The organism is Aequorivita iocasae, from assembly GCF_016757735.1.
GTDB lineage: Bacteria > Bacteroidota > Bacteroidia > Flavobacteriales > Flavobacteriaceae > Aequorivita > Aequorivita iocasae.
This window is the reverse complement of sequence record NZ_CP068439.1, coordinates 2,373,380-2,398,009: the sequence shown is the minus strand read 5'-3', so window position 1 is coordinate 2,398,009 and position 24,630 is coordinate 2,373,380. Positions and strand designations below refer to the sequence as shown.

The 24,630-nt window shown below is 37.4% G+C and carries 29 protein-coding genes; 12 read left to right on the top strand and 17 right to left on the bottom strand.

Annotation, left to right across the window (positions count from 1 at the left end; translation table 11 throughout):
- Position 1 precedes the first annotated feature (1 nt).
- Positions 2-796, top strand: coding sequence for an anti-sigma factor (locus tag JK629_RS11110; protein ID WP_202335689.1), 795 nt, complete (start codon positions 2-4; stop codon positions 794-796).
- A 255-nt stretch (positions 797-1,051) separates the two neighbouring features.
- On the opposite strand, the gene JK629_RS11105 is transcribed toward JK629_RS11110, so the two are convergent.
- The 3 genes from JK629_RS11105 to JK629_RS11095 all read right to left on the bottom strand — a co-directional run bounded on the left by JK629_RS11105 (position 1,052) and on the right by JK629_RS11095 (position 3,765).
- The gene (locus JK629_RS11105; protein WP_202335688.1) at positions 1,052-2,329 is read right to left on the bottom strand and encodes a tetratricopeptide repeat protein; all 1,278 of its coding nucleotides are present in this window, start codon (positions 2,327-2,329) and stop codon (positions 1,052-1,054) included.
- 93 nt (positions 2,330-2,422) lie between these two features.
- Positions 2,423-3,049 (bottom strand): DUF4331 family protein, encoded by a 627-nt coding sequence (locus JK629_RS11100; protein ID WP_225626013.1) that lies wholly within the window; start codon positions 3,047-3,049, stop codon positions 2,423-2,425.
- Positions 3,050-3,078: 29 nt separating this feature from the next.
- Positions 3,079-3,765 (bottom strand): DUF4331 family protein, encoded by a 687-nt coding sequence (locus JK629_RS11095; RefSeq protein ID WP_202335687.1) that lies wholly within the window; start codon positions 3,763-3,765, stop codon positions 3,079-3,081.
- Positions 3,766-3,915: 150 nt separating this feature from the next.
- Between JK629_RS11095 and JK629_RS11090 the strand changes: the two genes are divergently transcribed.
- Complete coding sequence (locus JK629_RS11090; RefSeq protein ID WP_202335686.1) at positions 3,916-5,139, top strand: LETM1-related biofilm-associated protein; 1,224 nt, start codon at positions 3,916-3,918, stop codon at positions 5,137-5,139.
- Here the strand turns inward: JK629_RS11090 and JK629_RS11085 are convergent, their stop codons facing one another.
- From JK629_RS11085 to JK629_RS11045, 9 genes are all read right to left on the bottom strand, one after another.
- Positions 5,140-5,895, bottom strand: coding sequence for a LytR/AlgR family response regulator transcription factor (locus tag JK629_RS11085; protein ID WP_202335685.1), 756 nt, complete (start codon positions 5,893-5,895; stop codon positions 5,140-5,142).
- Between the two features lie 32 nt (positions 5,896-5,927).
- Positions 5,928-6,233 carry a 2TM domain-containing protein gene (locus JK629_RS11080; protein WP_202335684.1) on the bottom strand — a complete coding sequence of 102 codons (306 nt, stop codon included), beginning with the start codon at positions 6,231-6,233 and terminating at the stop codon, positions 5,928-5,930.
- Positions 6,234-6,244: 11 nt separating this feature from the next.
- A complete protein-coding gene (locus tag JK629_RS11075) occupies positions 6,245-6,559 on the bottom strand; it encodes a 2TM domain-containing protein (protein ID WP_202335683.1) in 315 nt (104 codons plus the stop codon).
- Positions 6,559-6,870, bottom strand: a complete 312-nt coding sequence (locus JK629_RS11070) for a 2TM domain-containing protein (protein ID WP_202335682.1) — start codon at positions 6,868-6,870, stop codon at positions 6,559-6,561. The genes JK629_RS11075 and JK629_RS11070 overlap by 1 nt, the downstream gene beginning before the upstream one ends.
- A gap of 97 nt (positions 6,871-6,967) precedes the next feature.
- A complete protein-coding gene (locus tag JK629_RS11065; RefSeq protein WP_202335681.1) occupies positions 6,968-8,296 on the bottom strand; it encodes a 2TM domain-containing protein in 1,329 nt (442 codons plus the stop codon).
- A 72-nt stretch (positions 8,297-8,368) separates the two neighbouring features.
- A complete protein-coding gene (locus JK629_RS11060) occupies positions 8,369-9,028 on the bottom strand; it encodes a hypothetical protein (protein WP_202335680.1) in 660 nt (219 codons plus the stop codon).
- Between the two features lie 111 nt (positions 9,029-9,139).
- Positions 9,140-11,293 carry a TonB-dependent receptor gene (locus JK629_RS11055; RefSeq protein WP_202335679.1) on the bottom strand — a complete coding sequence of 718 codons (2,154 nt, stop codon included), beginning with the start codon at positions 11,291-11,293 and terminating at the stop codon, positions 9,140-9,142.
- 138 nt (positions 11,294-11,431) lie between these two features.
- Positions 11,432-11,635 carry a helix-turn-helix domain-containing protein gene (locus tag JK629_RS11050; RefSeq protein WP_202335678.1) on the bottom strand — a complete coding sequence of 68 codons (204 nt, stop codon included), beginning with the start codon at positions 11,633-11,635 and terminating at the stop codon, positions 11,432-11,434.
- Positions 11,636-11,637: 2 nt separating this feature from the next.
- Positions 11,638-12,159, bottom strand: coding sequence for a DUF2975 domain-containing protein (locus JK629_RS11045; RefSeq protein ID WP_202335677.1), 522 nt, complete (start codon positions 12,157-12,159; stop codon positions 11,638-11,640).
- Positions 12,160-12,379: 220 nt separating this feature from the next.
- On the opposite strand from JK629_RS11045, the gene JK629_RS11040 reads away from it, so the two are divergent.
- From JK629_RS11040 to JK629_RS11030, 3 genes are read left to right on the top strand one after another with little or no spacing between them, the layout of a single operon-like run.
- On the top strand, positions 12,380-12,976 hold the full coding sequence (locus tag JK629_RS11040; RefSeq protein ID WP_202335676.1) for a YdeI/OmpD-associated family protein: 597 nt from the start codon (positions 12,380-12,382) through the stop codon (positions 12,974-12,976).
- Entirely contained in the window at positions 12,976-14,091 is a 1,116-nt protein-coding gene (locus JK629_RS11035) for an adenylate/guanylate cyclase domain-containing protein (protein WP_202335675.1), read from the top strand. Before JK629_RS11040 ends, JK629_RS11035 begins: the two co-directional genes overlap by 1 nt.
- 27 nt (positions 14,092-14,118) lie before the next feature.
- Entirely contained in the window at positions 14,119-14,454 is a 336-nt protein-coding gene (locus tag JK629_RS11030) for a hypothetical protein (RefSeq protein ID WP_202335674.1), read from the top strand.
- Positions 14,455-14,497: 43 nt separating this feature from the next.
- On the opposite strand, the gene JK629_RS11025 is transcribed toward JK629_RS11030, so the two are convergent.
- Positions 14,498-15,772, bottom strand: coding sequence for an NAD(P)/FAD-dependent oxidoreductase (locus tag JK629_RS11025; RefSeq protein ID WP_202335673.1), 1,275 nt, complete (start codon positions 15,770-15,772; stop codon positions 14,498-14,500).
- A gap of 113 nt (positions 15,773-15,885) precedes the next feature.
- Here JK629_RS11025 and JK629_RS11020 point away from each other — a divergent pair, with 113 nt between their 5' ends.
- Entirely contained in the window at positions 15,886-16,380 is a 495-nt protein-coding gene (locus tag JK629_RS11020) for an RNA polymerase sigma factor (protein WP_202335672.1), read from the top strand.
- Positions 16,381-16,386: 6 nt separating this feature from the next.
- Entirely contained in the window at positions 16,387-17,031 is a 645-nt protein-coding gene (locus tag JK629_RS11015; protein ID WP_202335671.1) for a hypothetical protein, read from the top strand.
- 84 nt (positions 17,032-17,115) lie between these two features.
- Here the strand turns inward: JK629_RS11015 and JK629_RS11010 are convergent, their stop codons facing one another.
- Positions 17,116-17,919, bottom strand: coding sequence for a lysophospholipid acyltransferase family protein (locus JK629_RS11010; RefSeq protein WP_202335670.1), 804 nt, complete (start codon positions 17,917-17,919; stop codon positions 17,116-17,118).
- Positions 17,920-18,034: 115 nt separating this feature from the next.
- The gene (locus JK629_RS11005) at positions 18,035-18,676 is read right to left on the bottom strand and encodes an NUDIX hydrolase (RefSeq protein ID WP_202335669.1); all 642 of its coding nucleotides are present in this window, start codon (positions 18,674-18,676) and stop codon (positions 18,035-18,037) included.
- A gap of 2 nt (positions 18,677-18,678) precedes the next feature.
- On the opposite strand from JK629_RS11005, the gene JK629_RS11000 reads away from it, so the two are divergent.
- On the top strand, positions 18,679-19,389 hold the full coding sequence (locus JK629_RS11000; protein WP_202335668.1) for a peptidylprolyl isomerase: 711 nt from the start codon (positions 18,679-18,681) through the stop codon (positions 19,387-19,389).
- Between the two features lie 78 nt (positions 19,390-19,467).
- On the opposite strand, the gene JK629_RS10995 is transcribed toward JK629_RS11000, so the two are convergent.
- Together JK629_RS10995 and JK629_RS10990 are read right to left on the bottom strand one after the other, a co-directional pair.
- Positions 19,468-20,091: a trimeric intracellular cation channel family protein gene (locus tag JK629_RS10995; protein ID WP_202335667.1), complete on the bottom strand. Its 624-nt coding sequence runs from the start codon at positions 20,089-20,091 to the stop codon at positions 19,468-19,470.
- Complete coding sequence (locus JK629_RS10990; protein ID WP_202335666.1) at positions 20,088-20,813, bottom strand: RDD family protein; 726 nt, start codon at positions 20,811-20,813, stop codon at positions 20,088-20,090. The genes JK629_RS10995 and JK629_RS10990 overlap by 4 nt, the downstream gene beginning before the upstream one ends.
- A gap of 40 nt (positions 20,814-20,853) precedes the next feature.
- Here JK629_RS10990 and JK629_RS10985 point away from each other — a divergent pair, with 40 nt between their 5' ends.
- The 4 genes from JK629_RS10985 to JK629_RS10970 are packed head-to-tail and all read left to right on the top strand — an operon-like array spanning position 20,854 to position 24,630.
- Positions 20,854-21,828, top strand: coding sequence for a stage II sporulation protein M (locus JK629_RS10985; RefSeq protein ID WP_202335665.1), 975 nt, complete (start codon positions 20,854-20,856; stop codon positions 21,826-21,828).
- The gene (locus JK629_RS10980) at positions 21,803-22,729 is read left to right on the top strand and encodes a hypothetical protein (RefSeq protein ID WP_202335664.1); all 927 of its coding nucleotides are present in this window, start codon (positions 21,803-21,805) and stop codon (positions 22,727-22,729) included. Before JK629_RS10985 ends, JK629_RS10980 begins: the two co-directional genes overlap by 26 nt.
- On the top strand, positions 22,722-23,447 hold the full coding sequence (locus JK629_RS10975) for a hypothetical protein (protein ID WP_202335663.1): 726 nt from the start codon (positions 22,722-22,724) through the stop codon (positions 23,445-23,447). Before JK629_RS10980 ends, JK629_RS10975 begins: the two co-directional genes overlap by 8 nt.
- Positions 23,437-24,630 (top strand): DUF4350 domain-containing protein, encoded by a 1,194-nt coding sequence (locus JK629_RS10970; RefSeq protein ID WP_202335662.1) that lies wholly within the window; start codon positions 23,437-23,439, stop codon positions 24,628-24,630. Before JK629_RS10975 ends, JK629_RS10970 begins: the two co-directional genes overlap by 11 nt.

The following is a 24,630-nucleotide window of genomic DNA, read 5'->3' as shown; positions in this document are numbered from 1 at the left end:
TATGGATCCCGAAGAAATTATAGCCTCAGGCCAATTGGAAATGTATGTATGCGGCGCATTGCCTCCCGACGAGGCGCAAATTGTGCAACAAGGCGTTAATACTTATCCCGAAGTACGTCGCGAGCTCGAACTTATCGAGGAGTCACTCTTGCTTTTAGCCGAAACTGTTTCCCCGCCTGTTCAGGCCATGACCTGGACAGAAATTTTAAACGAAATCAGAAATAATAACAGCACCGCAAATGATAAAATAAGATCATTGAACTGGGCTGCCATAACGGGTTGGGCCGCAGCAATATTATTTATGGGTGGCATCATGTGGATGTTGAAACAAAACAGTGATTTAAATAATTCAATTCAAGTTACAACCACTGAAAATACCATTCTACGCGAAGAAAAAGCCAATACCGAAACCCAGCTTGCTGAAAATAATGAAGTGCTTGAAGTTTTAAGATCGAAAGATTACCAAGCATATACATTACCGGGCAACCAGGCTGTAGCACCTGAAGCATTTGCAAAAGTATATTTAAATAAAAAAGAGAGCATTGCATATATTGATACCAAAGGACTGCCTACACCACCCCGCGGAAAAGTTTATCAAGTGTGGTCGCTTAAAATGGAACCACTCACCCCAACCAGTGTAGGTTTGATCTCAGCGGAAAGTGAAATAGGAGAAGGTATCTATAAGTTTGTAAATTTCCCAGATCCAGAAGCCTTTGGTATAACCTTAGAGCCTGAAGGCGGAAGTGAAACACCAACAATGTCTCAATTATATATTTTAGGAATGATAACTATTTAAAAAAAAAGATTTTTAAGAAGCCCTGCATAGAACGTAGGGCCTTTTAATTTTAAGTAGCTGAGAAAGTATTGTGGATGAGCAAAAAACAAAGAAACATTCCCATTAAAAAAGCGTCCGCCAATGGCGGACGCTTCAACTAACAAAAAAACTCTGAAAAACCGGGATTAACCGGTTTCGTAAAATCTACCAATATCTTGGTAGATAACCAACCTCAACAATACTTACGTAAAACTGCCAACTATGGTTTTCAATTACTTACAAATTTTTAATTTCTTTTGCTTTTACAGGTCCCAGTTCGTAAGTGGCACCTAGCAATTCTTCTTTTAAAGTAGCTACTTTCTCCTCCATTCCGTTAGCTTTATAAACCAATGCAGAATGAAACAGTGCCTTGGGTTCCTCAGTTTTGCCCGCTACATATTCCTCAATGGTTTTTAGCGCCGCCTCCTTGTGACCCGCCTTTAGTTGTGCATATGCCAACAATTGGTATGTTTCTGGAGTGGCACGGTTGTTAATTTCCATCGCTGCTAATTTTAAGGCCTTTTCTGGATCGGTTTCAGCGTATAGATTAATTAAATACGTATTGTACATTGCACCATAATCAGGGTTTTCCGCAGTTTTTATAAATAATTCGTTTTGCTTTTCTGCCTCGGAAAAATTTCCTTCGTAGGTTGCTATTTCAGCTTTCAATAGGTGATAATCCGGTGCTTTATGGTTTACCATTATTGAATCTAAAATCCTATTCGCTTCTTTTGCATTTTTCTCGGAAGAATATACCAGCCACGCAATTTGTTTTTTGGCATAATGGTTGTCCGGCTCTAATTTCAGTGTTTTCAGATAACTATTGTACGAATCCGAAAGTCGGCCAGCGTGCCCATAAAAATCGCCAATATTGCTGTAAATCCACAATTTTAGTGCCTGGTCATTGCGCTCTTCGGCAACTTGCCTTGCCTGCTCCAAATATTTTATTGCAGCCTCCAAATTTCCGTTGTGATCGCTCCATTTTGCCAAACGGATTAAATAATTGAAATCTTTTGGGCTTTTAATTCTTCCCAATAGCGTATCTGCCCTCTCGTACTCACCCAATTCCATCGCCACGTCAAAAAGCATCATTTCCGTTTGCTTTTTATTATCTGGGTATGCATAAGCGCTATCAAGCAAAACCTGCGCTTCTTTAAAACGATGTTGCGAAATATAATTGTGGGCCAGACTCCGCAAATAAGTATCTTTATTGCGAGCGGCAATATCATGGGATTTTTTTATTAATTTTTCTGAAATTTTTAATTGGGAAATATCGCCCGTACTACCAAAAAGTGCTGCGTGAATTCCAGATAAACGATTCATCTCCATCAAATGTGTGGAATCATTATTGAACTTTTCCTGCCAAAATTCATAATCTTTTTCTATCGCTTCTTTTGAAGGAATGTTTGTGGTAATTAAATATTTATTGTAATCATTGCTATCGGTGATTTTTTCAGCCTTTTCCTGACATCCAAAAAAAATAGCAATGAAAAGTATTGTGATGATTTTTTTCATAATTGATATTTTAAGTTGGTTTACCTTTTAAAATCTATTAAAGCAAAAAAGAGAACACAGACGGTTCTCTTTTCTGATTTTAAATTAGGTCTATTAAAATGGTCCAGCCAAATATGGGAAGCTACTTGAAAAAGCAACATCGTTTGATGGCACACCATCGCTGGTCAAGCCTGGATTCTCAGAGCCATCAGGACCGCCAAAGATCAATAGTAATGATACATCTATCACATCATCGCTCAAGGTTCTACCGGTCAATATTTCGGTACCGTTAAAGTATGTTGTGATACCTGTTTTTGCTACCCACAATACATCATTGGAAAGTACTGTTGTAAAAGTAGTGGCGTCAAGACCTAATGCGTTTTCAGTATATCCAGGATTTAAACCCAATAATTTAGTTTCAAATTTATCCTGAAATGCAGCTTGCATTTCTGAAGGTACGGTTACATTAAAGGTGTCTTTAAAACCATCTGTTCCAAAAACCGTGTTAATACCGGGGCGACCCATTTGGTCTTCCTGCATATAGGTTCCGCTGAAGTCAAGTACTTGCCCACAAGGTGTGCAGTCAGGCCCACCGCAATCTACATCTGTTTCCTCACCGTTCATGATTCCGTCGGTACAGGTTTCCTGTATTATTACGTTATCGTCGTCATCTTTACACTGCACAAATAAAAGTGATGTTGAAATTGCAGCAAAAAGGGTTATATATTTTAATGTTTTCATCTTTTTTAAATTTTTAAGGTTAGCAATTTTTATTGTTTTCTTTTAGCTTCAACCCACACATTATATATAGGTGTGTTGGGTGCAAATGGATTTACACCCGCTACGCCTCCTGGAAGCATGGATTTTGGAACTTCCACTACAACGCTCAATACGTTTGAGCCTGCAAAGGTGTCGGTACCCGGATTGTCAAAACTGGTTGCTGTACCCGCTAAAATTTCATTGTATTGATTGAAATCAAAGTAGAAAGGATCTTCGCGGGGTCCCGCAAAAAACTTCATACCATCTATTTCAGCTGTTTGGACATCATCCTTGGTAGAAATTTTTACGCTTCTGCGGGTTGAAGTTGCAATTGTACTTTGCAAACCTTGCGTTGCTGGTGCGGTTGGTCCAAAGAAATACATGGAGTCACCACGTCTAATAGCTTGAATAACTAAATCTTCCTTAAGATCGTTGTTATTGTCAATATTAATTTCAATTAAAACTGACTCGTCAAACTCAGCCTGCTCCGTGGGTTGCCCTGGAGCCAAGAGCCCTTGAACGTTTGTAGCAAAAACAAGGTTTCCGCTATTTTCACCCTGAAAGGCATAAAAGTCTGTTATATCCGCATTGGTTCCTGCTACTGCTGGAGCGTCAATGTGATCTGCGGATATTAAAAATATCGATAGTACGGCTACGCCTATTCCACCGATTACTGCAAAAATTTTTGATTTTTTCATCTTTTTTGTTGGTTTATATTATTTATTTTTACTTGTTCGCTTATACTTACGTTTAAATGTAACAGCATGGTTTTTATAAGAGCGTTAATCTTTTGTTAACGTAAAAAAACACTAATTTTGACTGCCCGAAAATAGTCAATTATTTACACGATGAACCCCTCCGCACCAGATTGGATCTTAAAATTTCTAAATCTTTTTGATACGAACGATCTCGTGGCACCTTATAATGATGAACATGAATTTTATGACGCTTTAAAGCAAACCGGTTTTATATATGGAATTTCGGTTGCTGCTCTACCTAAAAAATCGTACGGTAAATTAAAACTTACCAAGGAAGAACTTACAAAAATAAACCTCTTCCACGCTTTGCTGTTTCAATTTTATAAAGAAAATAAAACCGTAGATAATAAGGAAGCTGTGGCTAGTATTTTGTTATTCTACAAAGATCTGGAAAAGAAGAAAACTGGTTTTTTTCACAAATTTTCACTCAATCAAAGTCCAGTCAATAATTTGGAACATATACTTTCTACGCGTTTGCAGGAAGCAAATACTCTTCTTAAAAAGAATACCGTTTCATTACTTACCTATGCCCTTCTCTATTTAGACGTTTTGGCATACAAGCAATGGCTTTCAGAGCCAAATTCTGCAAAAAAATATTACAAACAACTGGAAGCCTTTGTGTTAACTGGCTGTTTTTATACTTTGAAATCCAAAAAGAAAAAAACAAAGTACGACAAACTGTTAATCGAACTATTTGAAACTTCTTCACAATATATAATTGATGATACTGAAGGCGGCGCGGCCACTTTTTTGGAAAGCCTAAATTATTTGAAGAATAGCAAAAATTCATTGGAGAAAAAATATCTGCTTGACCTTTGCTGCCTTACCGTGTGGGAGGATTTAAAGATGGATGAAATAGAACATCAATTTTTACAGCAGCTTTTGGTTACACTTGATTATCCTGAAACCGAACTTCAAAAAAGTCTGCTGGCGCTAAATACTTTTTCAAAAAATTATACAGAAAAAATCCTACTCTTTGAATATTCGCACCCAGTGAAGCAGTTTTACAAACAATCTGCTTCAACTGTAAAATTGTTGATTATCCGCAACAAAGACCGTTTGGCACGCGAACTGGAGGAAAGTGGCGAATTGATGGTGCTGCTTGGGCAGTCCACCCTCCGCGATCTTTCTGTTGAAGAAAAATCGAAAGTGAAAGAACAATTATTGGATATTTGTAAAACCATCCCATCGCTTACAATATTTCTATTGCCCGGCGGAACGGTTCTTTTGCCGCTTTTGGTGAAATTTATTCCGAAGCTTTTACCGTCTTCCTTTCAGGAAAATAGAATTGAAACTTTAAAAAGAAAAGATTAGCTACTCCAACCAAAGCTTGAAATCCTTAACACGCTCGCGGGCTACAATCACTTCCTGTCCCTTAAAACTATTAAGCTTTAATTGAAGCCGGGAATTTGTGTACGCAATTATATCTTTTATTGAATTGATATTTATGTAAAACTTCCGGCTTATTCTAAAAAACGTTGCCGGAGAAAGTTCCTGCTCCAGTTGTTCCAAAGTAGTTTCCAATAGATAATCGCGGCCATCTACGGTGTGTGCGTATGTACCTTTGTTTTCAGAATAAAAACATTCTATTTCATCAACAGAAATCATTTTTATGTGCTGCCCTATTTTTGTGGTAAATCGCTTTTTATACTCGCGCTCCACAGGATTTACGAGCAGTTTTTTAATATCCTCAAAATTGAGCTGTACGTTTGCGGGGCTAGGTTTAAAGGATTTATACTTTTTAACGGCAGCCTGAAGCTCGGCTTCGTCAATTGGTTTCAATAGATAGTCAATACTATTCAGTTTGAATGCCTGCAAGGCATATTCATCAAAAGCCGTGGTGAAAATTATTGCACTGTTTACTTCCACCGTATCAAAAATTTCAAAGGAAAGTCCGTCGCTCAATTGAATATCGAGAAATATCAAATCGGGATGTTCATTGTTTTGAAACCACACCACAGCTTCTTCCACGCTATGCAGCATTTGGTTTACGTTTACCTTTTGCTTTTCGAGCATCCGCTGCAGGTAACGAGCAGAGGGTTTTTCGTCTTCGATGATCAGTACGTTCATAGGGTTGGTTTCTGGTTTCAAGTTGTAGATTTCTAAAGGTCTTGCTCCAAAAATTGCTTTATTTTTTTCTCTTCCCAGCGTTTTAGAAAATTATTGTTCACATTCATAACAAAGAACACGTACAGGGCGTGAGACACCAAACCGATGCCCCAAAAAATAGCGGTAACGTAATTGCTCCAATGTGCAAAGTTTATTTCCTTAGCATTAAAAACATTGGCCGAAACAAGGATAATCGCTATGTTAACAATTATATACACCGCCAAGTGACTGTAAAATCCCTTTAGGGTTTCCACTTTTTTCTTTGCCCGCAGGTAGGCCAAACTTTTCTTGGTGTCCATTGTAGTGATTTTTATTCTTCTTTAAGAAATTTTTTTAGTTGTCTGTCTTCCCAGTTTTTTAGGAACTTGAATTTATATTGAAAAACCTTAGCCGCGTGAAAGAGTAGCCCGATGCCCCAAAACAGTGGAACTATCAAAATATTCCAATCAATCCACTCAACAAAATTTTTATCGTTCGATTCAATTTGAAAAAATTCCAAAACCCTTCCCCTTATAATAAACAGGGCAACATTTACAAGTATATAAACCAACAGATGTTTGTAGAATCCTTTTAGCGCATCTACCCTTCTACGGGCCTTTCTCCATTTTAAATTTTCAGAATACATTAGTTCCAATTATTTTTAGATTTTTGTTCCTCCTCTTCCATAAACTGTTTCATCTTTTTTTCTTCCCAGTCCTTGCCAATAAATGGCGCCCATCTAAATGTTTTAATGGCCTGAAAAAAGATCCCGATTCCCCAACCGAATGCTGCCCACAAAAACCATGGATACCTTAATTCATTGGTATAGTAATTCAGTCCTGCCAAAGCGCAAATGAATACTACATAAAACATCAAACTGGTGTAGAATTTCTTGATCTCTGCCACCCGTTGTTTGGCTTTAAAATATTTGTTGTCTTTGTTATTTTCGGTTTCCATAATTGTAGTTTTTAATTATAGTATAAAGGTATCAAAGATTAAAGGCTTCAAAAAAATACGATCTCCCAACTGTAGCTTTAGGGGGATGGACTGTCGTTTATTCATCCTTATCCATTAGCTCACGAATTTTACGCGCTTCCCAATCCTTGCCAAAAAACGGGTTGTAATTAAAAGTTTCCGCAGCGTGGCCCATAACCCCAATGCCCCAACCAACTATCGGGAAAAGCGCCCACGGAAAGCCCGCCCGGGAAATATAATTTAAGTAAATAAATACCGGAGCCATTAAAATATATAGCGTTAAGTGAATGTAAAACCCTTTTAGTTTTTCCACCCGTTTTTTAGCGAGTTTGTACTTTTTTTCTGAAATATAAGCATCCGGTGTGTTCATAATTTGAAGATTTTCACCCAAAATGGGTATTGCAATGCTGAACTTTTTTTCGCTTTCGTTAATAATTACAGGGCGTTTCGTCAAGAGTGCATACCTGTCGCGAATGTTGCGCAACCCAACGCCCGTACTCTCTTTTAAAACCTGTTTTGGCTGACTGTTATTGGTGACAACCAAATTGCCGTTTTCTTCTGAAATAGTTATATAAAGTTTTTTCGAAGGCATAACCTGGTTGTGCTTAACTGCGTTTTCCAACAAAAGTTGAAGCGATAACGGAACTACCTTGGCCTGCGGGTTTTCCAATTTTGAAGGTGAAGTAAAAACAATACTGTCCTCAAAACGTACCGCCAGTAGCGACATATAAAGTTCCGCAAACCTCAGTTCCTCTTCCAGCGTAACCAACTCTTTATTTTTTTGTTCCAAAACATAGCGATACACTTTGGAAAGCGAAGTAGTAAAACGTGTAGCGGCTTCGGGATTTTCTTCAATTAAACTGGTGAGTACATTTAAACTATTGAAAAGAAAATGCGGATCCAGTTGGTTTTTAAGGGCATCAAATTTTGCCGAAGCCGTACCGGCAATTATTTTCTGTTCCTTTACAATAGTTTGCTGCTTATTTCTGTAGTAATAGGCCACATAAAAAATGGTCGTGACCACTACAGATATTACAAATGAAATGTAGTAATACTGCATCTTTTCGGAAGCAATAAACTCTGAAAAGCCCCTTCCATCTATAAGCACTTCCGTTATGATCCTTATTAGGAAAAGTGCCAAAAGAGTAACAAGAATTCCCCCGAAAAGTCCTTTTAAAAGGTTCTTCAGCTTAAAGACTTCATTAGGAAAGACCTTTAACAAAAAATCAAAATAATACGCATTCACCATATAAAGAATCACGGCATACAGCTGATTATATAGAAAAGTGATAAGAATATCCCTTCCATTATCATACTGATATCCGTTGGCATACTGTATCAAACCCAGAATAATAAAAACTAGGGTTCCTACAAAAAAAGCCTTACCAAAATCCTTTAAAATACGCATTGAAATAATTATTTGTTAGCTACGAATTCACGAATGATTTAAAAAAACACTCGTGAATTTGCAGCAAATTTTTTATTTACAGCTTTCTGCTTGTATCTGCTTTGCGCGTTCTTCGCCGTATGTTGGGTAAAATTCACCTGCTGGTTTAAAGGTAGCAAAAAGTTCAATGGCCCGCTGAATGTCTTTACAATAGGGCTCAATGGATTGCCCAAAATATTTTGCACCGCCCATATCCCATTCGGCTTTTGCCAAAATTATACGTGGATTGTTAGGCGCGAGCGCCAAAGCCTTACTGTATAGTTCTGAAGCTTTTGGGGAGTAGGTCATTCCGTATTGTTGACCGTCAAAAACAATCCAAGCCGTATATAATTGTGCCTGTAAAACCAGTAAGTCTGGATTCTCTTTTGAAATTGCAGTCGCATCGTTAATGAAATCCTGTGCTTTATCCAATTGCGCTTTCAGCTTGGTTGCGTCTTTTTCAGTGAAGCTATTGATTACATTAATTTGAGCTACATAGTAAGGAGGCAACCAGTTATCAGGTTCTGCTGCCGCGATTCTTTCAAAAACATTTGCGGCTTCCCACGATTTGTTCTCCTGCCAAAGCTGAAAGGCTTTACGCATTCCCTGTTGGTATTTGGTTGGGTGGGCAGCTGCATTTACTGCAGAATCTGTTTGCCCCTGCATAATGAGGGCCGTGAAAAAAATCATTAAATAAGTGACTACGTTTTGCATGGTTTCTAATTTTTTAGTTAGTATTAATTGTTGTTCAAATTTCCCCTAAAAAACTTAGCTTTTAAAAATTGAAATTCTGAACTGTTGAATTTTACAGATGAATTGTGATTACTATAGATTATCTAGCTGGTTGTCCTTGCCGTCATCGCTAATGGTCCAGAAAAAGCCCACAAAAAAGAACTGATCTGCAGCGGGAAGTAACTCTCGGCGGGCAAAGTTTCCATTTATATCGGGAGTTTTGGCATATTGATACCCATTCACGTTTTTAAAAGCAAAAACATTGTTTATTGAAGCATAGAGAATTTTTTGTTGTGAAATTAAATACGCCCAATTCAAACTTAAACTGTTATATCCCTTGGTTTTTTTCTGAAGAAATCCAGGCTCGTTCAAATCGGTGTAAGTTCTGCCGCTACCGTATTGATAGCTGAAACCTATCTGGCTTTTCCAATCATTTATCCAGTATTTCGCAACCACGGAAAGGTTGTGCGTATTTGCAAAACTCGGAGTGGCCTCAAAAGGATAATTCTTATATTTCCGTTGGGTATCCAAGTAGGAATAGCTTACCCAGTAATCTATATTTTTAAGTGTTTCATTGTCGCGCCAAAACAAATCAAGTCCTTGCGCAAAGCCATCGCCATTGTTTTTAAATGTTGTATTTATGTCTGGAAATTCATCATTATAAGTTACAAGATTGGTGTATTGCTTTCTATAGACTTCAGCACGAAAAATCCTATTATTGGCTGAGTATTGATAGTTCATAATATAATGTTGGGTATGCTGGGCTTCCAGATTGTTTGTGAATTTGAGCACTTCACTATCCGGTTGCTGAAAGAAATCGCCATAGGCCAAAGAAAGCTGGCTGCTCTTTCCAGTTTTGTACGCAAAAGAAATTCTGGGTGAAACCGTAAACTCTTTAAATAATTCACTGTACTCCCCACGAACGCCCAGTTTTAAGGCAAGTTTCCGTGAAAAAATAATATCGGCCTCTGTAAATGCTGCGGAAATATTATTGTTGAAACCTAACTTTGCATCAACATTGGGGTCGTCATAATCTTCATTGAAGTCGGTCAAAAATTGTTCAACTCCAAAATTTAATTTAAACCGATTGCTAAAACGTTTTTTCAACTTCAGTTTAAGATGTGCTGAATTCTCAGTATCTTTTATATTTGCTTCATCAATTCCAACTTTAGTTTTTCCGTAAGTGTAACTTCCACCACCAAAAATGGTCCAACCTTTATTTAGCATTTCACTGTAACTTGCGTTGGTGTAAAAGTTTTGGTTGTTTAGCTTAAAGCGTGTTCCTTCGGGCTGGTTTATGTCTTCTTGGGTAAGTTCAAAATCCGAAGTATCAAAAGCTCCATAAATTTTTAAGAGACCATCGCCTATCTTTTGCCGAAAAACCGCTTCTCCCGAAGCTGTTTCAAAAGGTTTTTGCCAATCATTCCTGTCTGGCAAAATTGCTATGTAGGGTCCTAAATTTATATAAGAAGCATTAACACTCAACGAGCTCTTTTCCCACTTTTCAGTATGGCCAAGACCACCACCTACGCTCATAATGGCGATATCAGTCTTTTCTTGCGAAGGTTCATCAATTGTATTTAATAATAAAACGGAAGACAGTGCCTGCCCATATTCGGCAGAATAACCGCCCGTGGAAAAGGTAATTCCATCAAACAGAAAAGGACTGAAACGCCCGCGTGTAGGAACATTGTTTGCAGTAGGTGAATAGGGCGTAAACACACGAATGCCGTCGATAAAAATCTGGGTTTCACCAGCATCACCCCCGCGTACAAAGAGGCGACCGTCCTCAGCGACAGTCGTGGTTCCGGGAAGGGTTTGTAGCGCCCCCACAAAATCGCCCAAAGCACTTGCGGTTGTAACAATGTCCAAAGGTTTTAAAACGGAGATTTTGCTGTTATCACCTGCGGAAAAAGATCCGGCGGAAATAGTTACAGTTTCCAGTGAATTAACGTCTTCGCGAAGCGTTATTTTGAGGTGCTTCATCGTTGAAACATCATCAATGATTTTTGTGGGCTCAAAAGAAACATAAGAAATAGTCAAGGTTTGTGTTCCGGTTTCGGAAGTTTCAAATGAAAATTTTCCGCTTTCATCTGAAGTACTTCCATCGTAAGTGCCTTCCAAATAAACATTGGCTCCAAAAACTGGAACTCCCTTATTGTCCATAACCGTTCCTGAAATGGTGGTTTGCGCCAATAGAAAGCTTGGAAAAATAACTAGTAAAAAAGTGATAACTGAAATCTTCATAAAATGGTTGGTTTTATTTTCAGTTCAAAGATGAAATATTGGCTACTCTTTTCAGAAATTAAAATGCTGAACTGTAAAAATGAAATGCTCAACTGTAATTTTGAGCTTTACATTTTTTTTAGAAGTATTTATTTAAGATCATTCCACAAATTCTAAAATATCTCCAGGCTGACATTCCAAAACTTCGCAAATAGCTTCCAGAGTGCTAAAGCGTACCGCCTTTGCTTTTCCGGTTTTTAAGATGGAAAGGTTAGAAAGCGTGAGCCCAACTTTTTCAGAAAGTTCGTTTAATGACATTTTTCGCTTGGCCATCATTACGTCCAAGTTTACAACTATTGGCATAATTAGATTGTTAGTTCATTTTCGTTTTGTATTTCTACTCCTCTTTTAAAGACCAATGCGATGATGTAAATGACACCCGCAAAAAACAAAAACGGTTCTGCCCCCCAATCAATTTGTAAAATTAACCCTTGTTTCATAATACGACTGCCGTAGTTTTCAGCTATTATAGCAACTACGCCAATACTGAGCGCGTAATAGCTCATATTTATTATTGCCGAGGCTGTTTTTTGGTTAAAGGGATAATTTATATCAAATTTCATAAAAAGTTTTATCACTAAATAAGCAAGATAAGTTTTCAAAGCCGACAACGCTATCAAAAAACTGGCTATGCCAAGATAATATTCCACGTTAAAATTGTAAACATTTAGCAAATCCAGCCCCATATAAGTATCCGCTGCACCATTTGAATTTATAAAAAGGGTCACAAAAAGAGAGACGAGCAAAGCTCCTGTTTTTATGCATAAACCAATGAATATTATCCAGAATATAATATTCATCACTTTCATTATAATATTTGTTTTCATTTTTGGTTGATTTTAAAATTACTTTGCGAAAATAGATAATTATTTATTGATAAACAATAAATATATTTTATTTATCAACAATTATTTTTAACAAGCCAATTTTTCTAAATACAATCATCTATTTTTTTTGGGGTCTTACGGTTTTTACTGAAAAATTCAACAAAGCTTTTTTAGGAAAGAAGAAAGGGAAAATTGTATCTTCGGAAGAAAAGAAATAGAAATGGACGATTCAACAAAAGTGGATGCCTTCTTTAAAAATCAAACCAAGTGGAAGCAAGAGCTGCAGAAACTCCGCGAAATTATATTGCAAACCGAATTAAAGGAAGAAATAAAATGGGGGAAACCCACCTACACTTTAGACGGAAAAATGGTAGTGGGAATGGCCGATTTCAAAAATCATCTGGCCCTCTGGTTTCACCAGGGTGTTTTTTTGAAAGACAAACACCAAAAACTTATCAATGCGCAAGAAGGTGTTACCAAAGCATTGCGCCAATGGCGCTTTGAAGAGAATGATAAAATTGAACCAGAAATTGTTTTGGAATATATAGAAGAAGCCATTGCCAACTGCAAAGCTGGAAAGGAATTGAAACCCGTGAGAAAAAAAAGTATTTCAATCCCCTCTTTACTTGAAGATGCTTTCAACAAAGATGCTTCATTGAAAAATCATTTTCAAAAACTCACTCCCGGTAAACAGCGCGAATATGCTGAATATATTGGGCAAGCAAAGCGTGAAGCTACCCAAAAGAGTAGATTGGAAAAGTGCATTCCTATGATAAAAAATGGCGTTGGTCTTCATGATAAATACAAAAACTGCTAATGGCAATAAAACCAAATTTTGAGAGATACACCACACGACAATTGTGGTTTTATGCCCGACGCGCCTTTTGGATATTAATAGCTTGGGTCATCATTTCAAGTGTCATGTTTTTTTATGAATTTATCACCCTAAAGAGCAACGGTGTATTGAGTTCGAGCTACGATTTTTATTCAGCAGTAATGGCAAACCTAATTGTTGCTATTTCAGCTGGTCTCATAGGTGGCATTGTAACCGTAAATTTAATGGAGCGCTGGCTTAGGCGTGTGGTTTTTTGGAAAGCCCTTCTTTATTTAATAATCGCTTACACCGTCACCGCTTTTTTGGTAGGTGCCATTGGAGCATTGTATATAACAAGTGAAGACTTGGGAGTTCCTTTTTATACTTCGGAAGTGCTTCAGCAAACAGTTTCTTTTTTTGGCACTTGGCTTTTCATTAAGAATTATATCATTTGGCTTTTCATCGTTTTGGTAACGCTTATTGTTTTAATGGTGAATGATAAGTATGGACCGGGGGTTTTTCCGGATTATTTAATAGGAAGATATTTTCGCCCAAAGCACGAAAGGCGTATTTTCATGTTTGCCGATATTAAAAATGCTACAGGAATCGCCGAAAATTTGGGTGAAGAGAAATACTTTAATTTTTTGAAAGATTTTTTTAGGCATATTGCCCCTGCCATAGTACAAACTCATGGTGAAGTTTATCAATACGTGGGTGACGAAGTGGTTGTGTCCTGGAAAATGAAATGGGGCCTAAAACGCGGAAATACTATACAATGCTACTATAGCATGAAAAAAATAATTAAATATAAAGCCCCAAAATATTTAAAAAAATACGGTGTCGTTCCCGAATTCAAAGTCGGTCTTCACTACGGCACGGTAATGGTTGGTGAAATTGGGCAGATAAAACGTGACATTGCATTTTCTGGAGATGTGTTAAACACTACTTCACGTATTCAGGCCATGTGCAAAGAACTGGACGTAGAAATTTTGGCTTCAAAACCATTTGCCGATATTGCCTATAAATTACCTAAAGGCGTTACCAAAAAAGAAATGGGGAAAGAAAAGCTACGCGGTAAAAGTGAGGAGATTGCATTGGTCACCTATGAAAAATTATAATACTACAAGACTATAAAATTTACAATTATGAAAACAGACAACTACACAAAAATCATTTTAACAATCATCGCTGTTTGCCTTACCATAAATGTGATGAGAGACTTTGAATTTATTCCATCCGCTCACGCAAATGAGACCGAAACTCTACCAAATAAAACTTTTACGGAGGTAATGGACGTACGTTTGGTTGATATTAACACTTATGACGAACTAAACGTAAACCTTAAAAGTGTTGACACTTATGATGAAGTAAAAGTAAATCTCAAAAAGATTGAAACTTCCGATGAGTTGGATGTTAACATTGATGAAATTGGTGGTGGTTGGGTTTCAAATGGTGGACCTATCGCGGTAAAGGTTCAATAAGCCACAGGTTGCATTTTTAAAATAACTCAACAACAAATAACAATTAATTTTTTTTAAATGGACGGATAATCAGCCGCGCAGCACGGTCATAGTTAATATAACTATATGTCCAATTAAAAAACGTTACTACCCTATTTCTAAAACCCACCAAAAACCATAGGTGAACAAACATCCATAAAAACCAGGCAATAGCACCACCAAAGTGCAGCTTGCCCAAATCTACTACTGCTTTATTTCTACCTACTGTGGCCATGGTACCTTTATCAAAATATTCAAAAGGCTCCATTTGTTCATCTCTTAGCATTTTTCTGAAATTTTTCCCCAGTTGTTTTCCTTGTTGAATTGCAGGTTGTGCAACCTGTGGATGTCCTTTGGGGTATTCCTCGGTTTCCATTAGTGCGATGTCGCCCAGTGCATAAATATTTTCAAAACCATTTATTTTATTGAATTCATCCACTTTATATCGATTGGCTTTTTCTATTAAAGCATCGCCATTTATTCCTTTTATAGGTGCTCCGGTAACTCCGGCAGCCCAAATAAACGTTGCGGTTTCAAATTTTTTTCCATCTTTTGTGGTAACCGTTTTACCGTCATAATCGCTTATAAAAGTTTTCAAATGAATCTGAACCCCAAGTTTTTCCAGAAATTTTTGTGCCTTTTCCGAAGCTTGTTCACTCATTGGCGGTAGTACCCGGTCCAATCCTTCAATTAGATGGACCTTCATTTCTTCTTCTTCCAGCTCGGGATAATCGTTTTCAAGAATTCCTTTTCTAAATTCAGCCAAAGCTCCCGCAAGCTCTACGCCAGTAGGCCCTGCGCCTGCAATCACAAAATTCAGCAGGCGCTTTCTTTCCCTTTCATCAGTAGTTATATCTGCTTTTTCAATATTCTGAAGCATCAAGCTGCGAATGTTTAGGGCTTGAGGTACTGTTTTCATGGGCATACTGTTTGCTGCGATATTCTCATTTCCGAAGAAATTGGTGCGGGTGCCCGTGGCAATAACAAGATAATCATATTGCAAGCTGCCAATAGAAGTGTGGATTGTATTTTTTTCAGTGTCTATATTCTCAACCTCAGCCATTCTAAAGTGAAAATCGGCGTTTTCCCTAAAAATCTTCCGAAGTGGATATGCTATAGAATCTGGTTCCAAACCTGCCGTGGAAACTTGGTATAGCAACGGTTGAAAAGTATGGTAGTTGTGCCTATCAAAAAGTACAATCTGTATTTTTTCTTTTTGAAGTTTTTTTATGAAGGAAATACCCGCAAATCCGCCGCCTATTACGACTATTCGGGGCACATCGGTTTCGGGAATATTCATCTGTTGATTTTATACCCTAAATTTAGGCATTGTAGAGCGAGTTCGTTTAATTTTTATGATTTTTGTAACAAACCTCTTTGCATAAATACTAATCTAAAGCTAACAAACTACCATTGAACAAAGAACTGGAACATAGTTTTGTGACCCAACTAGAGGAGAATCAGAACATTGTACACAAAATCTGTAGGTTATACACCAACGACAGTGACGCTCATAACGATCTGTTTCAGGAAATAACCATTCAGCTTTGGCGCGCATACCCAAAATTTAGGGGCGATTCAAAATTTAGTACTTGGATGTACCGCGTGGCTCTAAATACCGCAATAACGCTTTACAGAAAATCAAAACGCAACATAAAAACACAGGATTTTGAAGGGATTAGTTTTAAAATTACCTCAGAACCTTATGATGATACAACCGAACAACAATTGAAGCTTATGTACAGTGCCGTGAAGGATCTGAACGATATTGACAAAGCATTGGTTTTTCTCTATTTGGAAGACAAAAACTATAGGGAGATTTCCGAAACCTTAGGGATAACTGAAGTAAATGCACGCGTTAAAATGAACAGGATAAAAGAAAAATTACGAACCATTTTAAATCCGTAACCCACAATGGATGAACTGGAACTATTAAAAAAACAATGGCAAAGCAGGGAGCATGAACTTCCGAAACTTTCCTATGAGGATATTTATAAAATGTTGTTGAAGAAATCCTCTTCAATAGTGAAATGGATATTCTACATAAGCATTGCCGAAATTCTATTTTGGACTCTTCTTTCCTTTATGGTACCCGAATCCAGTACCAAGTTTAGCGATGATATCGGTCTTCACAATGTTTTGGTGGGTGTAAACGTGCTTAACTATACGGTGTTTGGATTTTTTATAGTTCTTTTTTACTTAAACTACCGTAAGATTTCAACAACAGATTCCATAAAAGACTTGATGAAAAATATTCTGCGCACACGAAAAACCGTCAAGTATTTTGTGATTTACAATGTTACAGGGTCTATTTTGCTTATTATAGGAATTAATTTTTATTACTATTTCAATCAAGATATTGTATTCCAGTTTATGACCGAAGATTACGGTATCACAAATATTTCACAACAAAGGTTTATGAAAATGTTCTTTGTTATTCAAATACTTTTCGGAATTGTGATGATTGGCTTTATACTTTTATTTTATAGGATTGTCTACGGAATCCTTTTGAGAAAATTGCACAAAAACTATAAAGAGTTAAAGAAGATAGAAATTTAAAAAGGTTTCATTTATAGGCGAAGTGGAATAATTCAATTTTCAAATTAACACACTAGACACTGCTGCTAAGAACCGCTATTTTTTTTAATACCGCCATTGCCGTTCTTTGTTAAGTTCTTCTTCGCTTTGTATTTCAGAAGAAGGTATTACTTTCAGAAAAGAAGGGTGCTGTTCAATGGCGTATTCCAGCTTTTCCACAATCTGCTCCATCGTTTCATTTTCATAATCAATATCCAACGGTTGCTTAATTTCCATGGATTGAAGAATGCCTCTTTTCTTTATTCGAAGTCCTTTCTTATCAAAAGACCTTCTAAAACCATCAATAACAATGGGCACTACTACAGGTTTGTTTTTCTTTATAATGTGTGCAGTTCCTCTTCGTATGGGTTTCCATGGTTTGGTGGTACCCTGCGGAAAGGTAATAACCCAACCATCGTTAAGCGCTTTGGTTATATTGCTTACATCGCTCATCTTCACCTGCTTGTTTACTTCTTTTCCTTTTTCACGCCAAGTGCGTTCAATACTTACAGAACCAGCATAGGCAAGAATCTTTGGCAACAAACCATCTTTCATGGTTTCCTTTGCTGCAACAAAATAGATATTCAGTTTCGGGTTCCAGAGGTAGCCAACATTTTTAATGCTATCCTCTCGGCCGTGCAAGCTAGCATTAAAAACATGTAACATGGCCGCAACATCTGCGAAATAAGTTTGATGATTGCTTACAAAAAGTACATTTCTATCTGGAAGCTCTCTAAGAATCTCGCTTCCTTCAATTTTCAACTCATTAAAACCTTTGAACCTTCGGTGAGTTAATAGTCCTGCTATGCGTATTAGCCAAAGTTTTAAAAAAAGTATATGCCCAAAAGGATTTTTTTTAAAGAGACTCATTTTTTAATAATCAGTGGTCAGTATTCAATTTGCGTAATAAAAGTAGCCATAGATTGGAAATTTATGACAGCCCCCAACCACAGGCTAAGCAATACAAATATACTAAAATAAGCCATTACAGTACCTTTTTAAGCAATTCGCGCACTTCGTTGAGCATCATAGCTGTAGCTCCCCATACTATATGTCCGTTTAGTTTGAACGCCGGCACTTCGATGCTTTTGGCGTAGGAGGTGGACAGGGTTTGTGTGGTTATATTCAAATCGTCCATCAAGTCGCGGAGGGTTACTTCTATCAGTGCTTCCACTTCTTCTTCCTGCGGAATAAATTTTGGGGATTGGGCGGTTATTCCTAAAAAAGGCTGCACAAAAAAATTACTGGGCGGTATATAGATTTCTGTTAGCGCTTTTAAAACCGAAATGGTATTTCGCGAAACGCCTACTTCTTCTTCGGTTTCACGTAAGGCCGCATCTTGTATGGAATTATCTTTATCTTCAAGTTTGCCGCCGGGAAAACCAACCTGTGCTGAGTGAACGCCTTTATATGTTTTCCGAAGAATTAAAATCAACCGCGTTTCAAAATCTTCCGACGGATAAAAAAGAGACATCACCCCTGCCCTTTTTGCTGTGTTTTTTCCGCGGGCAACGCGCTTCAGTTCCTGCAAACGCTCCATAGGCGCCATTTTAAATTGGACCGTTTCGCCTGGAAGTTCCATTTTTGTTACTTTTACAATCCGTTTTTCAAAATCGCGAAAATCCATTTATGAAGAAGTTGTTTGTTTATAGCCTGGGAATTGTTCTGTTCTTTGGAAGCTGTGAAGATAAGAAAAAGCAGTCCGAAACTGATGTTGAAGTTCAAAAGGAAAATAAAAATGATAGTGAGCAAAATATAAAAATTGATTCGGCAAAAACAGACTATCCTGAAATTACGAACGATAATGTGGTTTCGTTTTTAACCGAATACGGAAAGGAAAACCCCGAAACAAAGGTTTTGGTAACTACCCGTTTTGGCGATATTGAATTAGAACTTTACGAAGACACGCCGCTGCACCGTGCAAATTTTATCTATTTGGTGAAGCAGCACTATTTTGACGAAACCTTTTTTCATCGCGTGGTTCCAAATTTTATAATTCAAGCTGGCAATAGTGATTTGGTTTCAACGCAGAAAAAACGCGCAGAGCTAGGGAAGGAATACTTGCTTCCCGCGGAAATCGTTCCCGGCCGAATTCATGAATACGGAACGGTTTCGGGCGCAAAGGAATACCGCGAGAACCCCGATAACAGAACAGCTCCGTATGAATTTTTCATCTTCCTTGGGCCAAAATCCTCTACAACGCATTTGAACGGAAAATACACCATCTTTGGGAAAGTGACCAAGGGTATGGACGTGGTAGAGGAAATTTCAAAGGTGAAAGCGGACGATGGGGATTGGCCTTTGAACAATATTTATATTAGTGCTAAGGTGATTGAGTGAGAAATCCCCAAATTTCAAGCTCCAAATTCCAAATAATTTTAAATGGAATTTTATACTTTTTATAAATTGAATAATTATTTATCTATTTTCCAACTCATCCTTCCTATAAATACTCGGCAACGAAAGATTGAAATAAACGGCAAACAAACGAACTATAATTACAATTGACCCAGAAATGATAACTATAAAATCTTCAGAAATTGGGGTAAAATGTAAAAGAAAATAGGCCGAAGCACCCAAAATACAAGCCGTGGCATAAATTTCCTTTCTGAAGATAATCGGGATTTCATTACAAAGAATATCTCGCAAAACTCCTCCAAAACAGGCCGTCATTGTTCCCAAAGCAACACAAATTATAGGGTGAAAACCTGCGGCAATGCCTTTTTCCACACCTACAATAGTGTATAGCGCGATACCGATAGTGTCAAACAAAAACAGTGATCTGCGAATGTAACCAAGTCTTTTTCTGAAAACTACCGCAAAAATTGTAGAGCAGAAAATAACGTAAACAAAGGTCAGGTTACGCATCCAAGCTACGTTTGCATCAATAAGAACATCGCGCAAAGTTCCACCGCCAACAGCAGTTACAAAGGCAATTATCAAAATTCCAAATGGGTCCAAGCGTTTGTTGAGTGCCGTTAGTACTCCAGAAATGGCAAACGCAATGGTCCCCAAAATATCTATTAATAATATCAGGTTCACATGTTCTGTGTATAATGATTATAATCGCGCAAAACGGTATCTATATATTGTTTGTCATATAAATCTGAAGAAGTTTCCAAAACACTTTCCACTTTCTTCCTAAGTGTATGTAGTGTTTTGAAATCGTTTGATTTTAGTGCGATAAGATACGTTTCCTTTATAAGTCTAGCGTCTTTATCGGTGAGCTTCGTGACGTTTAAAAACTTAGGTTGGTAATCTTCAGCTATTTCTTCTAAAATGGTATGGCTTATTTTTACTTTGTTTTTTGTACTTATCACGACCGTTCCCGCAGCGTGGTCTCCCACACGCTGTCTTTTATCAGAAAAAATAATGGATAGCAACCCAATGGAACCCAAAAAGATCCAAATATCTACCAAACGCAGCATCCACAAAACCATGTAATCGCTCCAGCGGGCGGGATTTCCATCTACTTTTACAACTCGTGTTTTCAAAGCCATTTTGCCGACTGTCCTTCCGTTGAAAAGTGTATGCATATACAGCGAATAGAACATTACTGGCAAAAGTAGCAATTGTTGCAAACCAAAAACCGTCCAATTATCACTAAAAGCCATATTCATAGCTTCAGTAGCCAATTCTACAATAAAAAAGTATACAGAAAAAAGGAAGATGTCTATTAAAAAGGCTAAGATGCGCTCCCCAACACTAACTATTTTATAGTCTAGGTTTACGTTTTGGGTTGTATTGATTTCTAAGTTTGCCATGTAAAAGCAAGTGGTTATATTTATCCAAAAATTTCAACAGATGCGCGAAGCAGCATTCGTCAAGCAAAATAAGGAAAAATGGATTGCTTTTGAAAAAGCAATCACACTTAATTCAAAAATAAGTCCAGACCAGCTTGCCGACCATTACCTCCACTTGACCAACGACCTCGCCTATGCGCAAACCTATTATCCCGATAGCAAGGCGCTCCAGTATTTGAATTCATTGGCATCACAAGCGCATCAAAAAATTTATAAAAACAAAAAGGAGACAAAAAACCGTATTGTAAGTTTTTGGAAGGAAGAGTTTCCGTTGTTTTTCAAGGAGCACCAACGCATGCTTTTTTTCTCTTTTTTGCTTTTTGCGACAGCTACAGCCATTGGCGCCATTTCAGCATTGAATGATGATTCCTTTGTACGGTTGATTCTTGGTGATGGTTATGTAAATGAAACCTTGAATAATATTGACAAAGGCGACCCAACCGCCATCTACAACAGCGGGAGCGAGATTGGCACTTTTTTGGGAATCACTATTAACAACATTCGCGTAGCGTTTTTGGCATATGCTTTCGGAGTAATTACCTCTTTAGGTACGGCTTACATACTATTCAGTAATGGAGTGATGCTCGGGGCATTTTTCACTTTTTTCTATAACCGCGATTTACTTTTTGAAGCTTCAAAAAGCATTTGGCTGCACGGAACCATTGAGATTTCGGTAATCGTAATTGCAGGCTGCGCGGGAATGGTGATGGGCAACAGTATTCTTTTTCCAAAAACATATTCTCGGAAAGTTTCATTTTTAAAAGGCGCGAAGGACGGCCTTAAGATTGTGGTTAGCACCATTCCCTTTTTCATCATTGCAGGGTTTATTGAAGGCTTTATAACCCGTTACAGCAATATGCCTGTATGGTTGGCAATGACCATTATTTTTAGCTCCTTGGCACTTATTATTTTTTATTACGTTATTTATCCAATTATCCTCAACAGAAAGCATGCAAGACAAATATATACCACTTAAACAGCAACGCGATGTAGGCGAAATGATTACTACCTACTTTGAGTTTTTCAAACAGAATTTTAAGCCTTTTTTAAACATCTTCATTAGTTACAACGGGCTTTTTATTTTAAGTTTCTTAGGAGTAAGCTATTTAATGGTTACAGGTTTCTTAGGTGCATATAATGCCTCAAATACCTATGGAATTGAAAGTGACAATTCAAGTTATTTTATAATGTTGGGCTTGGGGTTTATGGGATTTTTCATTCTGTATATAATTACAGCCGTGCTAAACTATAGTCTTGCTGCGGTTTACGTAATAGAATATGAAAAAAACAGGGGTGCCGCCGTAGAAAAAAGAAAGGTCTGGGAAATGGTAAAACAAAACCTCGGAAAAATTATTCTCTTCATAATATTAATGGTTATTGGTTATGTAGTTGCTATGGTTGCGGGAATGATCTTGGGGTTTATACCAATAATCGGAACCTTCGCATATTATTTAATCGTTCTTGCATATACCAGCTGGATGGGTCTTGCATTTATGGCTATGATAAACAGTAATAAAGATGTAATAGATGCTTTTGGTGAAGGCTGGAAACTTTTGAAAAGCTTTTTTTGGAAAAGTGTGCTCACAAATCTTATTATCGGGATGTTGCTTGGTATTTTAATGCTTGTGGTGATGATGGTTCCCGGAATTTTAATTGGAATTTATGCATTTCATTCTTTAGATAGCGGCGTAGATCTTGCAAATTCCGCAGGAGCCAGCGTGGTTTGGACGCTTGCCCTATCTATACTATTAATCCTATACACCCTTAATCAATCCATGATTCAGTTTGTAAACGGTATTCTTTATTTCTCCGTTCACGAAGAAACATATAATGAAGCCACGCGCGAGCGTATTGAAAACATAGGCGCCGGTGAGTAGATTTCTTTTTATAATATTTTTTCTTTTAAATCTCCTCGCGGCCAAAGCTGCGGAAGCGGACAGTCTTACAGTGGCCGTTGACAGCAGTAAGATTATTCCAAAACATTTCTCAGAAAATTTAAGTGAGAAATATTCCGGAAACGATTTTGATTACGACGTGATGGAAGGTGAAGCAGAAAATTATTTAGGCCGTGCCATCACTTGGTTCTTTAATAGAATGGGCGATATTTTTGGTTTCCATCTTTCACCGGAAGCCTATCAAATCATAAAAATTATCGTGTACATTTTGCTTATCGTTTTTGCCATCTACATACTGGTGAAATTGCTCGTGGGCGATAATGCTTCGTCATTTTTCAGCAGAAAAAGCAAAATGGTGGCTCCACTGAATATTCAGGAGGAGCACATTGAAAATATCGATCTGGACAGCTATATCAAGAATGCCCTAAAAGAAGAAAATTACCGACTGGCAATACGATATATGTACTTAAAATCCTTAAAATTGCTTTCTTTAAACAATATTATAAACTGGCATTTTGAAAAAACCAACAGTGACTACTATCGCGAAATTGAAAACGCAGCCTTAAAGGAAAATTTCAAAAAAACTTCTTACCTGTACGATAATATTTGGTACGGCGAATATGCGCTGGACAAAGCCGGTTTTGAAAACGCTCAAAAAGATTTTGAAAGACTGAACCAAAACTTGAAAAATGCTGGATAAACGTTCAAAAAGAGTACTTTGGGTTTTTGGGATAGCGCTGCTTATCATCGTGATTACCGAGCTTGTGCGTCCAAAACCCATAAATTGGCGCCCCAGCTATACTTCGATAGATAAAATTCCTTTTGGTGGGTTTGTATTTTTTGAGGAAGCCGCTTCACTATTCAAAAATGCTGAAATAGAAAAGATTGACAAAGACCCGTATGAATTTTTAACGGACAGCACCTATACTCAAAATTCAGCCTACATTTTTATAAATGATGATATTTTCTTTGATGAAAGACAGGCAGATGAAATTTTAAAGTATGTGGAAAAAGGAAATACCGTATTCATTTCGTCGCGAAGCATTGGGTATATTCTACGTGATTCATTAAATATTGATTCTGCCGCCAACTACAACATTTTAGAGGAAGAACTTCACCCAAAATTTTTCTCGCCATCGTTGAAACAGGATTCACTTCCCGCTTTCAAAAAAGGCGTTTTTAAAGCCTCTTTTATTGAAATAGATACTTTGAAAACCACTGCCTTGGGGTATTATGAAAATGAAGAGGCCGATAACGATTTGGGGGATTTGAATTATGTGAAGGTAAACTTCGGAAAAGGACAGTTTTTATTGCACAACCTGCCCGAAGCATTTTCCAATTATTACTTGCTGAAAGGCAATGCGCAATATGCCGCAAATGTTCTTTCCTATATAGATGCCGATAAAATTTATTGGGATGAGTATCTAAAATCTGGCCGAAAAGTTGTGGAATCGCCTATGCGTTTTGTATTGGACCAAGCGCCGCTTACCTGGGCATATTATGTGTTGATGGGCGGATTGCTGATTTTTGTGCTTTTCAAAAGTAAACGCGAGCAACGCGTTGTGGAAGTGATAAAACCGCTTGAAAATACTTCGGTGGAATTTACCAAAACCATTGGCGACCTCTATTTTCAACACAAAGATTATGGTAATATTATTGCGAAGAAAATCACCTATTTTTTGGAAACTCTTCGCTCAAAATATTATTTAAACACCAATGATATTACAGAAGATTTCATTAAAAAACTGGCACTGAAAAGTGGAAACACCTTCGAAAAGACCCAGAAATTAATGCACTTAATAAAACACTTAAAAGAACAATCAGTGCACAGCGAAGCCGATTTACTGGAACTGAACAAGCAAATAGAAGCATTTAGACTATAA